Source organism: Terriglobales bacterium (genome assembly GCA_035567895.1).
GTDB lineage: Bacteria > Acidobacteriota > Terriglobia > Terriglobales > Acidobacteriaceae > Gp1-AA112.
The window spans coordinates 1-14,268 of record DATMPC010000003.1; the positions used below are offsets into that span (position 1 = coordinate 1).

At 55.7% G+C, this 14,268-nt stretch carries 10 protein-coding genes; 5 read left to right on the plus strand and 5 right to left on the minus strand.

All coding sequences use genetic code 11. The features are described from left to right. The 3 genes from VNX88_00920 to VNX88_00930 all read left to right on the plus strand — a co-directional run. The coding region (locus tag VNX88_00920; GenBank protein HWY67190.1) for a hypothetical protein at positions 1-211 on the plus strand (211 nt) is incomplete at its 5' end. Positions 212-748: 537 nt separating this feature from the next. Further along, positions 749-1,243, plus strand: coding sequence for a hypothetical protein (locus tag VNX88_00925; protein HWY67191.1), 495 nt, complete (start codon positions 749-751; stop codon positions 1,241-1,243). Between the two features lie 563 nt (positions 1,244-1,806). After that, on the plus strand, positions 1,807-4,623 hold the full coding sequence (locus VNX88_00930) for a UPF0182 family protein (GenBank protein HWY67192.1): 2,817 nt from the start codon (positions 1,807-1,809) through the stop codon (positions 4,621-4,623). 167 nt (positions 4,624-4,790) lie between these two features. Here VNX88_00930 and VNX88_00935 read toward each other — a convergent pair whose 3' ends face one another. The 3 genes from VNX88_00935 to VNX88_00945 form a co-directional block, all read right to left on the minus strand. Further along, positions 4,791-4,928, minus strand: coding sequence for a hypothetical protein (locus VNX88_00935; GenBank protein ID HWY67193.1), 138 nt, complete (start codon positions 4,926-4,928; stop codon positions 4,791-4,793). A gap of 234 nt (positions 4,929-5,162) precedes the next feature. Beyond that, complete coding sequence (locus VNX88_00940; GenBank protein ID HWY67194.1) at positions 5,163-6,344, minus strand: TIGR03118 family protein; 1,182 nt, start codon at positions 6,342-6,344, stop codon at positions 5,163-5,165. 1,427 nt (positions 6,345-7,771) lie between these two features. Further along, a complete protein-coding gene (locus tag VNX88_00945; GenBank protein ID HWY67195.1) occupies positions 7,772-10,198 on the minus strand; it encodes a protein kinase in 2,427 nt (808 codons plus the stop codon). A gap of 615 nt (positions 10,199-10,813) precedes the next feature. Between VNX88_00945 and VNX88_00950 the strand changes: the two genes are divergently transcribed. Further along, a complete protein-coding gene (locus tag VNX88_00950) occupies positions 10,814-11,353 on the plus strand; it encodes a hypothetical protein (protein ID HWY67196.1) in 540 nt (179 codons plus the stop codon). Positions 11,354-11,435: 82 nt separating this feature from the next. Here VNX88_00950 and VNX88_00955 read toward each other — a convergent pair whose 3' ends face one another. After that, positions 11,436-11,894 (minus strand): cupin domain-containing protein, encoded by a 459-nt coding sequence (locus tag VNX88_00955; GenBank protein HWY67197.1) that lies wholly within the window; start codon positions 11,892-11,894, stop codon positions 11,436-11,438. 237 nt (positions 11,895-12,131) lie between these two features. Beyond that, complete coding sequence (locus tag VNX88_00960) at positions 12,132-13,382, minus strand: vanadium-dependent haloperoxidase (protein HWY67198.1); 1,251 nt, start codon at positions 13,380-13,382, stop codon at positions 12,132-12,134. 124 nt (positions 13,383-13,506) lie between these two features. Between VNX88_00960 and VNX88_00965 the strand changes: the two genes are divergently transcribed. Continuing rightward, positions 13,507-14,268, plus strand: a 762-nt coding sequence (locus VNX88_00965; protein HWY67199.1) for a winged helix-turn-helix domain-containing protein, incomplete at its 3' end; no start/stop codon positions are given.

Consider the following 14,268-nt stretch of genomic DNA (forward strand, 5'->3'; position numbering starts at 1 on the left):
TCGCCCGGATGGGGATGTCGAAGATGTTACTTTCCATGCGAATGGTGACTTTGAGTTCGAGCCCGACTTCGGAGCGGAAGGCGACTTTACTTATAAGTGCCGTATGGAAAGCGCAACTCGCATCGCATGCTTGTTCCATCGTGCTGGCGAGGGCTTGGAGTTCCGAAGGATCACCGAATCGTCCCCCGCCTTTGATCGCAAGTTACGATAACGCCTGTTTAGGAAAGCTTCAATGTATCAAGTCTGGCGAGGTCCAACTCAGTTACAAAATAGGCGACAAAAACTAGATTCTCAGCAGCGCCAGGTGGGAGGCTCCATCCTGATGCTTCCGTGGTGAAATCTTTTTCCGAGATTAATCGTTCAAAATTCTGCTTCACCTCGGAACATGAACGTCGGGAATACTCGGCCCACGGTTCTCCAAGCAACCGTTCTTTCGAGTCAGCACTTAGCCAGTACATCTCGCAAGTAGAGCCATCAGCCAAGCGGAATTGGAATTGGCCGCCTAAGCACGCGTAACCGTGCGCCTCGGCTCTGTCAAGAGCAACTCGAAAGGAAGTCACAGGCCAGCCATACTCATTTCCACGAAGCGTAGCGCCTTCGACTACGTCGGCAGGCAAGTCGTCCGGTTTGGACGTGTCCTTCACGCCGAAAATTATAGTTGGCGTAATATCGCCATTACACTCATTGACCGACCGCGATTCGAGTGCTAACGCCTGATTTCTCCGACCATCTCTTACAATCTGCAATCATGCGAGGCATAGAGTTCGAGGTCCTCTGGTTCGATCAAGACGTGATTGAATACCAGGTCACCTGCTCAAACGGGCCTTTCCGTGGCGCCACTAGGATGTACTTGGCTCACGACGATTTGTTCAAGACTGGCGAGACTTTGAGTGGTTTTCCGTCGAACATGAGAGACACTCGCGATATTGAGCTCGGAGCCTTTGCGCCAAATGTCGCGGGCGGCGGTATTCACATGAGTTTCCGCTGCGTAGATTCAGTCGGACATGCCGTGGTGCTCGTAAGGCTCAGGAGTGATGGATGCAGGGGACCTGACGAACCGGAGTCTGCTTGTCTATACATTCCGGTCGAAGCTGGCCCAATTGATTCGTTCGTGGCAAAAGCTCGATCGATCGACAACAGTATGGGAGCCAAGGCGTACCTGCACATGGCAGATCACACTGTAGGCTGGGTGCAAAGAAATTTCCCCAGCCTCGTAAGGTTTTCTGTCCCCAGTTGGCGTTAAATCGCCATTACACTTGCAATATCCAGAATCGGGCTGTTAGTGGGTGTTCGTCGCAATCCGGAGATTAGCGCACACGAAGCGCGATTCAGTTTAGGAACGCCCTTCGTGCGTCAGCGCCCACATGCCAGTTCCAATCAAGGAAGCGTGTTCGCGGCATCACACTACCACGGCTCACTCTTGCCTTGGAACTGCCACAAAAATTGTGGCACCCATCTCAATCGCGCAGACTTCCACGTCTGAGCGTTTCCAGGTGCTCAGGTACTGACGAGATCGCGGCAGCCTGCACCCAGGTTTTGGAAATCGCAAACAAGGAAACTAAGACAATGGCGAAGGTGCGCCACACGTCCGAATGGCCGATAACTCGTGCAGTGATCGCATTGCGGTTCGAACGAAACGCTGGGTTCGAGCCGGCCTTCTACGATAGCCCGTTCATTGACTCATCGATCATTCAGCGGAGCGGCATTCGGGCACAGTTTGGACACGTCGATGGTCTCGCTTTGCCATTGTTGAGCCCACCCGCGAGGCAACTTGCCTAACCCGAGGGAGTATCATGCGAATGACTAATGCCTGAGTCCATTGATTGGCCGGCGATGCGCCCGCCACGCCATCGCCGCTTCTTGATCATTCTCGTTCTGGCGGTTCTTCTTGGTGTCGTCTTTGGCTTCCGGACAGCGCTGTCTTATTACATCGACGCGCTATGGTTCGGGTCGTTGGGCTACGGCGACGTATTCTGGACGACACTGAGAGTTCAGTGGGTCGCCCTTACAGCATTTGCTGTAGCCACATTTCTCATCCTATACGGATCGTTCTTAGCTCTGAAGCGAGCGCACCTCCCCAACTTGCCGAGCAGTCACACGATTTTCATCGCGGGACAGCCGGTAAAGCTGCCGGTCGAACCTGTGCTGCGCCTGCTCGGCCTCGGAGTCTCACTCGCTGTCGCGGCTGCAACCGGCGCCAGCATGATGCTGGAGTGGCCGACGCTCGCTCTCTATGGGTACGCGCCGCGTGCGACTGGTGAACTTGTCGATCCGATTTTTGGCAAACCGCTGAGCTTCTACCTGTTTACTCTTCCCGCGTGGCAGCTGCTCCTCGGCTGGTTAATGACAGTAGCCGTGATTATCTGCGTGGTCGCCATTTTCTTCATCTTTATCACCAGCGGCACACGCGCCCTCACCTGGCGTCGCGGTGCTTACTACACTCCGTTTCCGTGGCGCGGGTTCTCCAGCGCCTTCGCATTCCTTCTGCTGATCCTTGCAATGCGTGTGTATGTCGGTCGATTCGAGCGGTTGTTCGATGATCACACCATTTTCTCGGGTGTAACCTACACGGACGCACATGTAACGCTCGCAGGAATGCTCGTCCTCTGTATAGCGCTCGTTCTGGGCGCGGTGATCGCGATCGCCAATGCCGTTTTGGGATCGCGCCTGCGCTGGCTTGTCGCAGGCATCCTTCCGGCGATCTTATGTTATCTCGGCGTTCAGGCTTTCGCATGGTATGTAAGCAGCTTTATCGTTAAGCCAAATGAGCTGATTCGTGAGCAACCATACATTGCCCACAACATCGAGTTGACGAGGCAGGCATACGGATTGAACCAGGTCTCGGAGCGGGAATTTCCCGCCGAGACAACCGTCGCTGCAATCGATCCTGCAAGCAATCAGGCTACGTTACAAAACATCCGACTTTGGGACTGGCATGCATTGCAAGACACGCTGCGCCAGATACAAGAAATCCGCACGTACTACGACTTCCCCGATATCGACATCGATCGCTATGAAATCGACGGCACGATTCGCCAAGTGATGCTTGCCACGCGCGAGCTGAACGTCGAAAAACTTCCAGAGAGCAGCCGCAATTGGATCAATGAGAAGCTGATCTATACACACGGCTACGGAATCACGATGAATCCCGTAAACGGTTTTACGCCGGAAGGGTTGCCGACGTTGATTCTGAGCAATATGCCCGTTCAGAGCACGGTGCCGGGTCTTACGGTGACACGTCCAGAAGTCTACTTTGGTGAGATGACCAACACCGACGTGTACGTAAAGACACGACAGAAGGAATTCAACTATCCGCAAGGCCAGACCAACAACCTCACAGCGTACGAGGGCAATGGCGGCCTCGTTCTCGGCAGCTTCTTGCGCCGCATCCTCATTGCGCTCGATCGTGGCGACATCGCGAAGCTGCCATTCAGCGATGACGTGAACAAAGATAGTCGTCTCTTGATGAGGCGCAACGTGCGCGATCGAGTATCGGCACTGGCGCCATTCCTCACTTATGATCCGGATCCGTACATCGTCCTCGGCGATGATGGCCGGCTGTCATGGATCATGGACGCGTTCACAACCTCAGAAAGCTATCCGTACTCGAGCCATCACAATCTCGGTAACAATCCCATCAACTACATGCGGAACAGCGTCAAGGCGGTCATCGACGCCTATGACGGCACCACGACGTTTTACATTTTTGATAAGGACGACCCGATCATTTCGGCGTACCGGCGTATCTTTCCGAAGCTATTTAAGGACGCAGCGGCGATGCCACCCGATCTTCGCAAGCACGTACGCTACCCCGAGCTGTTGCTCAAGATGCAAGCGGCGGTATATGGCCTCTATCACATGACGAATCCTGAAGTGTTCTACAACCGTGAGGATCTCTGGACGGTGGCCAGCGAAGTCGGGCTGAATGCCAACAGCGAGCAAACGACGCTGCCGATGGAACCGAATTTCGTGCTGATGAAACTTCCGGGTGAAACCGGCGTCGAGTTCGTAGAGATCCTGCCGTTCACGCCGGCAAATCGGAATAATCTAATTGGTTGGATTGCCGGTCGCAGCGACGGCGCCCAGTACGGCAAGACATTGATCTATAACTTTCCGAAAACGAAGCTTGTGGATGGACCGCTGCAGATCGAAGCGCGAATCGATCAAAACGCACAGCTTTCAGGACAATTAACGTTGTGGAACCAGCAAGGCTCGCACGTGCGTCGCGGAACCCTGCTTGTGATTCCCTCAGGACGCGCGTTGTTATATGCCGAGCCGATTTACCTGCAGGCTGAGCGCAGCCCGATGCCAGAGCTGCGTCTCGTCGTGCTCGCGCTGCAAGATCGGCTCGCCTATGGACCGACGTTCGAGTCGGCGATGGCATCGCTTTTTGGCGGAGCGGCTTCCTCGATAAGCCCCGCCGCTGCCTCCGAGCAGCCCGCGCGACGCGCTCCGTCGTCTGAGCTATCCCCCTCCGCAGATCGCGACGCACTTATTGGGGAAGCCGCCAAGGATCTGGCCGACTACCAGCGCCTAACGGCGGAAGGTAAGCTCGGCGAAGCTGGACAGAAGCTGGAACAATTGAAGCACACACTCGACGCGCTCAACATGCGCCAAAAATAATGACGGGTGGCGTCCGAAAGGCACGAAGAGTGCGGCACCCACGTTTTAGCAATCGCAAGCAAGGAAAATAAGACAATAGCGAAGGGTGCGTCACCTGTGGAGTTCCATATGAAACGAGAGGCAGCAAGGCTGAGGCACCCTGCCCGGGGATCTTCGCGGTCGCCTAGTTATCGCTGCGCCGCCAAGACCATGACTAACACAAGCACCGCGGTGAGCACCACGACCATCGCAATCGGAAAGACAGTTGTGTCAGCTGCGCGGATTGCACGTCCGCGCGCGTGTTTCTGGCGAATTCTGCTGGACATCGGATGCTGCATAGACTCCCCCGCAGAGTAAGACACCTTCATACGGAAAGAAGTTCCAGACGGAACGACTCCTGCCGCTAATGAGCAACAAAACGGTGCTCCACGGGTTTTGGGCGTAACCTTACCCAAAGAAAACGAAAGGGAACAAGAGATCCCAATCTGGGACATCCACTCTCAGACGATGTCCAGACCAAGCTGTCCCCTGTTCCCGTTCCCTTCTCACCCGTCCTCTGCTCACTGAGCAGGGGTTAGGCTGCCGAACAATCCGTCGCTCTCCCCGTTCGGACCGGCGGTGAAGTACACGGTGTTGGCGTTACCACCGTTGCCGCCGTTCCCTACCCTCAGAGTCCATAAGCCGTCGATGACGATCGCCTGGCCGTTGGGATCGCGGAGCTTATCCACGAATTCCCCAGTCGAGCTGTAGACATTGATGTGACCATTGCCAAAATTGCCGATCAGGATGTCGCCGGCGAACTGACCGAAGCTGGCGGGAGCCACAGCCACTCCCCAGGGCGAATTGAGCTGGCCATGCTGTGCGAATCGCTGCTGCCCGCTTCCGTCGAGATCAAAAGTGTCGACGATGCCATGGCTCTGGCCCCCCACGTCGTCGTGCCTTGTCTCATTCTGTACAGCGTAAGTCACAAAGAGCTTACCGTTGGCGGAAACGATGTTGAATGGAGCATAGCCTTTTTTCAGGTTTGGATCGGTGAACGCGTGGGCAGGGAGAGGTGCCGGGGTCGTCGGGGTTGCAAAATTCCCGTCGAACACGTCCACTGTGCCGGAACGGAAATTCGTAGCGTAGAGCAATGTCCTGCCATTGCTGTCGGTGGCGATGGCGAGTCCCTTGTATACGGCTCCATTCGCTGCGTCAGGCTTGGCGGAGTTGTCGACCGCGATGATCGCGTACGTGCCCGCCTTCGCCGGATCGAAGCCCGCCGGATTTACTCCGGGATTCCAACCCAGAATCGTCCCATCTTCTGTCGAAAACAGAAAAACGGCCCGAGCACTCACCGGGGCGCCGGCTTTGCTGAAACCCGAGAGCTTGAATGCATTGGGGTCAGAAGAAATGTTGAAGACTAGCCCCGTTGGTGTTCCCGACGATCCTAGCGGATCTCCCGGCGAAGGCATGGAAACGACCAGTGTCTGTGGTGTGCCTGCAGTGTTGTAGAGCGTCGACACTCCAGCGTTGTTATCCGAAACCCAAAACGGCGAGCCTCCAGATGTGCCGACACCCCAGGGATTCACCAGGTGCGGGTCGAGATTAACCGGTGTATGCACGATGCCGTTGCTGTCGATGAGAGGTTTCGCGTCAGCAACGAGGTCCGTCTCGACGAAACCATTTTGGGCCGACATCGTGCCAAGAAGCGAAACGCCCAGCAGAGCAGCAATTGCCAGGAATCGATGAACGTTATTCATAGTTGATTCTCCTTCTGAGCTTAGCTCTGCTGTAAGGACTTGTCGGGCAGCTATTCGCTCCCAATTAGGCGAGAGGTCTTTCGACAAAGCTATAGGCGCGTCGCGTATTTTGGTCCCGGGGCGGAGAGAAGTCAACGCGAACTGGCATTTCGTCCCGGTCTATTTCGTCCCAATCGGGCGAATGTTTCGATCCTGTGACGACAGGGCCCCCACCGACACCCCTGAAGTCAAGTTACAGTTCTCTTTTTGGGATTAAACCATCTGTGAGGATGTGCCGACAACGATCGGACACGTGGCGCACCCTTCGCTGTTTCTTCTTCTTGCTGCGATACCGAAGAAAGAGGGTGCCGCACTCCGCGGGCTTTTTCGCGGGAGTGCGCAATCGAGAGTTCTTGCGGTGCACTCATCATCGCACGTCCTATTCCTCTGCGAATTACTCTGGGTTGGGGGATCTTAACTTCGTCGAGGACGAGAGTTCGCCGCTTCGGACAGCCAGACGCAAGCGATCCAGTAACTATTCGACACACGCATCCCGCGAAAAAAGGCGGAGTGCGGCACCCACAGCGAGGTATCGTTTACAAGAAGTCAAAACCATTAGGGAGAATAAGGTGCGCCACCCAGCCAATCGCAGTGAGTTGCGTTCGGTGATTTCTGCAGCGTCTGGAGATCAATCTTGAAGTCGATGATTCTTATGTTCGGAATCGTGCTAGTGCCGCTGTCATCAATGGTCTCCCAAGTCTGTAGACGAATGGAGGCAAAGTGCATCAATCAGGCGTGCACTGAAGAACAGTTGCCTTCCTGGGGTGCATCTAGGCTGACGAGAACAAGGATCAATTATGGCTACAGCCTGGCGAGGGAACACGACGCCTAATATATTCCGATAAAAAACATGATTGTACGGTGGGCGCCGGATTAATAGACGCAAGCCACATATACATCGAACCCTGTTCCGAAGGAGCGTTTACTGCAGATCGGAATGGTAAACATTTATATGCTATGCCGCATTTCAAGTTCTGGGACTTAGCCTCGAACAAGTCTGAGACGCGATTCGCTGTCTTTGAGCGAGGTCGGTCGTTCTTACACGAGTTTGGGCAAGGAACTTATGACCGACTCAGAGTAATCGTTTATCGCACGGATACCGGCGAGAAGTTATTTGAGCGCAAATGGAGTGCAAGCGCGACCGAACATCCGGTATTTGAAGGAGTCGCGCTGTCTGACGACGGCTCGGTTGTCTATCTCTGTCGGGAAGGGGGTTCTCCATTATCGTTCAGCCTATCCGGCAGTAAGTCACCCTGAGTAACTGGGCACTTCAGCGTCACTACGACGCTAGCGGACGGGTGGCCCAGCCTTTCCCGTTTCGGGTTTTGTGTCCGTTTCCTGCCAGCTGGGTGCGCGGTTCTCGCGCGGTGTTCGCAGACTCCGCTTCTTCATGCGGAGATTGCGGCCGCGAGGGCAGGAAGGCCAATGCGCCGCAACAGATGTTGGAACCGTGGGTCGCCGCGCAAGCTGTCCATGCTCGGGTCTAAGTGAAGATAGATAAGCCAATGGGAGTGCTCCTGGTAGCATTTCTCCAGATATTCAAGGGCGAGGTCGTTCTCTTCTAAGCCGATGTGGATTCCAGCGAAGAAGTACGGCGCAACATACTTTTGCTCGGCGCGCCGTTTCAGTTCATCGAGTAACTTCAGCGCTCCTTCTTTTCTGCCGGCTGCGCCGAAGGCTTGCGCCAGTGCCGCGCACATCAAAGGACTGCCGCCCGACAGCTTCACAGCCTTCTCCCCCTCAGTGATAGACATCTCGTGGCGGCCGGTTATCCTGAGCAGCAGGCACAGAATCCAGTAGGTGACGGGGTAGTGCGGATCTAATTCAACCGCGCGGCGCAGTTGTTCGATAGCGTCGTCGTATCGGCGCGCGTGGTAGAGGGCCCAGCCCACTGCGACGTTGATGATGAGAGATAACGGATCGAGCTCCTGGCTTTTGGTCATTCTGGCCAAAGCTTCTTCGTTCCGCCCCATGGTCATCGTGTACTCAGCGAACCAGTGGTTGGCGTTTGCGTAGGTGGGAACCAGTGCGAGGCTACGTTTGAATTCGGCCTCAGCCTGTTCCCATTGCCAATCATGAAGCCACAACACGGCCGCCAATGGCGCGTGGGCTTCCGCGAGATTCGGGTCGAGTTTCAGCGCTGTCATCGCTGCAGCTTTGGCGGCGGGGAACGCTGCTTTCGGTGGTGTATAGCTGTTCCATCCCAGGAGCACATAGGAATCAGCCAAGCCGGCAAAGGCGAGAGCATACTTAGGATCTCTTTCGACTGCCTGCTGAAAGTAGTCGATCGCCTTGTAAAATCCCTCCTCCGTCCACCTGTTCCAGTGATGACGACCCTGCAAGTACAGCCGGTAAGCTTCGGCATTCTCCGTGTGACGTTTACTCAGCCGCTTCTTGTCGGAGCGGGTCAGCTGCAACCGCAATTTCCCTGATATCTCGTTGGAAATCTCGTCCTGGACCTTAAAAATTTCGCCGGGCTCGCGATCATACTGGGCTCCCCAAAGTTGACAGCCAGTGACTACATCCACTAATTCGGTGCCAATGCGTAAGCAACCGCCGCTCTGCATCATTCTTCCCATGAGCACGGCGCGCACGTTTAGTTCGCGACCGATGGCCTGAGGGTCAACTCTACGGCCCTTGTAGCGAGAGACCGTGCTTTGCGCCATCACTCGCAGTTTTGGCACGGATGCAAGGATATTGATCAGGCTCCCGGTGATTCCATCGCTGAGGTATTCGTGCTCAGGGTCGCCACTAGTATTTTCGAAAGGCAGAACCGCAAGCGAGTCAATGATTTTTGAAACTCGTTGTGGGCCGGAGCCAGCGGCGTGCACGGACGAGGTTCGTGCTCTGCGCTTTCCTGATGTCGACAAACTGCCTGTGGTTGGTATCGTGTTCGGCTCTGTTCCTTCTTCCGAGATCCACCGCTCCGCGTCTCGCTTTAGCCGCTGCAACTCAGCCCGCATGTCGGCTGCATGCTGATAGCGCAAGGTTCGGTCTTTCTCCAGGGCTCTGTGGATGACGTCCTGAAGAGTTGGAGAAACAGCAGGATTGACTAGTATGGGTGGTACCGGATCGCGATTTAGGATGGCATCGGTGATAAGGCCCTGACTGGCTCCTGGAAACGGCAGCCTCCCCGTCGCCATTTCATACAGCACCACACCGAAGGAAAACAGGTCGGTGCGACCATCCAGCTCTTTGGCGCACACTTGTTCGGGAGACATATACGCCACGGTGCCCAGGGCCGTGCCGGGGCTGGTGAGATTTTCCCCCGCGACGCAAGGCACCGATCGAGTTGCATGATCGATCGTGTTCGGCAAATTCTCAGAACCGATACTTTTCGCCAGTCCGAAATCGAGAATCTTGGCAGATCCCCGTTTCGTTATGAAAATGTTGGCAGGCTTGATGTCACGATGCACGATGCCCTGGCTGTGAGCGGCATCGAGTGCGTCGGCCACTTGGATCGCAATCGTGACGATACAGTCGGTATCGAGTGTGCCTGCTGCAATGAGGTACTTCAGCGTTACGCCATCCAAGTACTCCATGGCGATGAAAGCGTGGCCTTCGTGGTTTCCAATTTCATAGACCGTGCAGATATTTGGGTGATTGAGCGCAGATGCATCTCGCGCTTCACGCCGAAAACGCATGAGGGCTTGCGGATCTCGGGCCTGGCTTTCCGGTAGAAACTTGAGAGCTACAAAGCGGCCGAGTTCATTGTCCTGGGCCTTGTAAACCACGCCCATACCTCCGCTCCCGAGTTCCTCCAGAACACGGTAGCGGGAGATCGTCTCCCCGACAGCCGACGACGCTTGGGTCACACTGCTTGCTCCTTGGCGAGGTCCGCGTGGGAGAACATCGTTGTGTGGCTTGAATCTGCTACGCTGACGGTGGTAGCAAACGTAATAGCCTTCTACAACGCTCGGTTAGTAAAGCCATCTCTTCCATTAGATCAATTGCAAATGCTGCATCGACGCTCTCCGGCCAGCGTTGATTTGCTAAGGTTTCTACAGAGAAGGGTCGCGCGGCTAGCTGGCACCCCCCGACTGAAGGGATAGTCCGTCATAGTCAATTGTGTCCGCAACTGTCATTCGCGACAGGTGGATGCAATGGAGGAGTGGCCCAGCCTTTCCCGTTGTGGGGTGTCCCCTCGCGTACAAAATGGTTGGGTTTGCTCGGGAATTCTGCCGCTGATGGTCCGCCTTGCTTGGTCTGGGGCCCCGGCTTTTGCGGTTTTCAAAAGGGTGCGCAACTGCGCGGCTTAGAGAACGTTCCCCCAACCCGCGCTCAGCTGTCGAATTCGCCGTCGGCACTTTCAACGCCTCCACGGCTACTCTCGTTTTCTCGCACTGAAAATTCAGTCACTTACGCCCACGAGAATTTGGCATCCGCCTTGCTTTTACCGAACTGAAATGGGCAGGTATTCGGAGGCAAGGATGAAGGTTTTCAGAACAGTAATGTTGGGCGCGGCGCTACTTGGCTGCTCGGCATGGAGCGTGGCACAGAGTTATCAGAGCTGGACTTACCAGGATCGCGAAGACCGCCGCGCATATCGGGACGGTTACGAACGAGTACGAACGGATGCATCCAGCGGACGGCGCTTTCAACCCGACATCGATCGCTATCGGGAAGGCGACGAGCGGCGCGATTTCCGCGATGGTTATGAAGCGGGCTACAACAGCGCCCGTGGTCGCGATCGAGATTGGAATCGAGATGGTTATGGCGATGACCGGTATTCCAGTGATCGGGGCATGATGAGCGGCGATCGCATCGCGCGGGAGAATGGATTCAATGACGGCATCAAGGATGGCCTTCATGACCGTACCGACCGACACGGCTTCCGCCCGACTCATGACGACAACTACAAGAATGCCGGCCACGGATACACCTCACTGTACGGAGATAAGCAGCGGTATAAAGATACGTACCGGCAAGGTTATGAGGAGGGTTATCAACGTGGCTACAACACCAGGTAGCCTCCGCTATCGCAAGCAAGAACAAGAAGCAGCGAAGGGTGCGCCACCAGGTGCGCCACCCTTCTCGCCACAGATTGAGGGTTTATTTCTCCAGGTAGTCAGTTTGCCATTTCCCGATGCCGGTTAGCTGAACGACGACAGCGCCTTTGGCTTCGACAAAATGAGGGACGTTGGCCGGAATGACGACGAAACTACCTGCCGGGTAGCTCTTTAGCTTCGCTGCGTCGAATTTCGCTCCCTCGCCCACATACCAGGTGCCTTCGATCACCGTGGCCAGTTCGTCTCGCGGGTGCGTATGTGCGAGGACACGCGCACCGTCAGGTATTTTCACGCGATCGATCCAGGTGCCACCCTGGCTGGAGTCGCCGAACAGGTGCGCTCGTTGTCTGCCGTCGTTGTAGTAAGGGGGAGTAAACCACCTTACTTTGTCTGGGGTTAACCCGACAATCTCCTTCTTGCTCGGTTCGGCCAAGCTCGTTGCCCATGCGACTGCCGCAACGATTGTGACTATGGCAGCGACTGCGGAAAAGATCCTCTTCATCGCTTTCTCCTGTCCCAGATTGTCTTGGTTTGCAGCTGGTTTCTCGGCGCAAGTGCAGTTGTCATCGGGATCGCCACGGATGGCAGTAACCCGGCGCCAGAACATGTACGTGTACTTCGCATGCCAACAGGCGATCGCGCGCTAATGCGCATTCGAAAACACTTGGCATAGACCGCCGTAATTCGAAAACCGATCAGAGACGGCGAGACAGAGGCTCGCCGCCTCTGACGTTTCCTGCTAACGCACCGGCCTGAAATAGTTCGTCACCACGTTCTGCGCAACTTTGTGACCGAGCACAAATCCTTGCACCATCGAGTGATGGTAGTGAAATCCAGCGTAGATGCGGGCGAATTCCACTTCCTTCTGCCACTCGCGGACGCTGTTGAAGTTATGGGTTGTGCCCGTTACCGTGCTGTCAATCGATATTTGTAGATGCGGAGTTCCAAAATAGGCCTTAAGCGTGTTGGCTAATGCTCCGGTTTGGCAGGCGTGCGATGACGGATACTCCGGATGCCCAGGCGTTGTCGCCAGCGGTGACCAACTCGCGTCAGCTACGGTATCGGGATTGCCATCGATATCGCCATTGCGAATCGCGGTCACTGGACGCCAGAAGCTGTAGTGATATTTCGCATTCCAGCAACCGATTGAGGCGTCAGCCGCCGCTGCATACGCCATGGCAAATAATCTCGCCGTGTCTGCAAGGCTCAGGTTCAGCTCGGTGGTTTTTGCGCGCAGCATGCGGCCATATTGGGTGGCGGTAGGCTCAGTCCAAAAAAGCCCAATCTCTGTCTGTTGGGGCGTCCTCACTGTGCTGTTTGCGGCTCCAAGCGCCTTTACCTGGTTGTAATCGTCGACCCAGGTCTGGCTGCCAAAGTCAGGCGGCGGCTCGTCAGGAAGGAACTGCGCTGGATCATCAAATGTAAACGGCCGCATTTGCCCGAGCCAGGGTGTCTGCGGGGCAGTTATCCCGGGCGTCAGCATCCAGATTCCGGCGGTTGGTATTGATGGGAAGCTGTACGGCACGCTGGCTCCGCGTCCATCGTTTGCGCGTAGCTGGATCAAAGCGATTGCCGATGCCAAGCCTACACTCTGTCCGTTAGCTTTTGTTGGACCGTCCGGGATTGCTGACAGCGATGTCGTGTACTGGGCGGAAAGGGCTGCAGCACGATCGGGCAAAAAGTACAACAGTGTGCGATATGCAGCTTCAACAGCCGCGGCATCGGCGGAGGCGCCCGCCGGTGCGGTGAGTGAATATTTGTAGGGAGCAAAACCTCCATCAATTGCGTTGATCGCGTTGTACACGGCCAATTGCACGTAAGCGACGTAGACTGGCGTCGCAGTCGTTGCACCAGGTGCGCTGCTCTTGCGAGCTTCGGTGATTGCAGTATTGTTCCAGTCGGTTACCGCGTTCTGCGCGCTTGCCCCTGTGACAATCGACAGCACGAGTAATCCAACCTTCGTCAGCAAGCTCAAAACTTTGCTCTTCATGAGAGACCTCCAAAAATCTGAGTGATGAGGCGCAGTCTTGAGCGGTGTGGCCGCGTTAGGCAATGCAGCTTCACTGAAGCGCGGGTAAAGGTTTGCTGAACTCCTAAGTTGCTGCAGCAGTTGATTGTTAGCTGCTAATGGCGCATCATTCTCGACGCCAATTCACCATCCCATGCGGGGAGTTACGGCGCAGGAATTCCATTTCGGCGAGTTCACGCTCGATGAGTCCGGTTATCGGCTGCAGCGAGGCGCACGCCAGCTGCGTTTGGAAAAACTCCCTATGGAGTTGCTCATCCTGCTGGTTCAGCGGCATGGGGAATTGGTTTCCCGCGAAGAGATCGCTGACCACCTTTGGCGCAAGGAAGTTTTTGTCGATATCGATCACAGCATCAACACGGCTGTTCGCAAGATCCGTCTGGTGTTACGCGATGACCCGGAGAAGCCTCGTTTTGTAGAAACCGTGGTTGGCAAGGGATATCGCTTTGCCGCACCGATTACTCACGGCAATGGCTCCTCCGAGGCTCCGCTCCTCGCAAAGGAGCAACCCCTTCCATCTCAAGCGCAAGCAATTGCGGAACCTGCAGTTCCAGCCACTCCCCCAAAAACCCTTTCCGCGCGTCTAATGATGATGCTCGCGATCGCGGCAGCGGCTGCAATCGTCGCTATCGTTCTGCTAATAAATCGCGGCAGTGCTAAGGGCACAGGGCTGCAACCCATCAAGTCGCTGGCAGTATTGCCTTTGAAGAATCTCTCTGCTGACCCGAAACAGGAATACCTGGCTGACGGAATGACCGAAGCTCTTATCGGACGTCTCGCCGGGATCCATGATCTGCGCGTCATTTCCCGCACGTCGGTGGTGCGTTTCAAGGACACGCAGCTCTCGGCG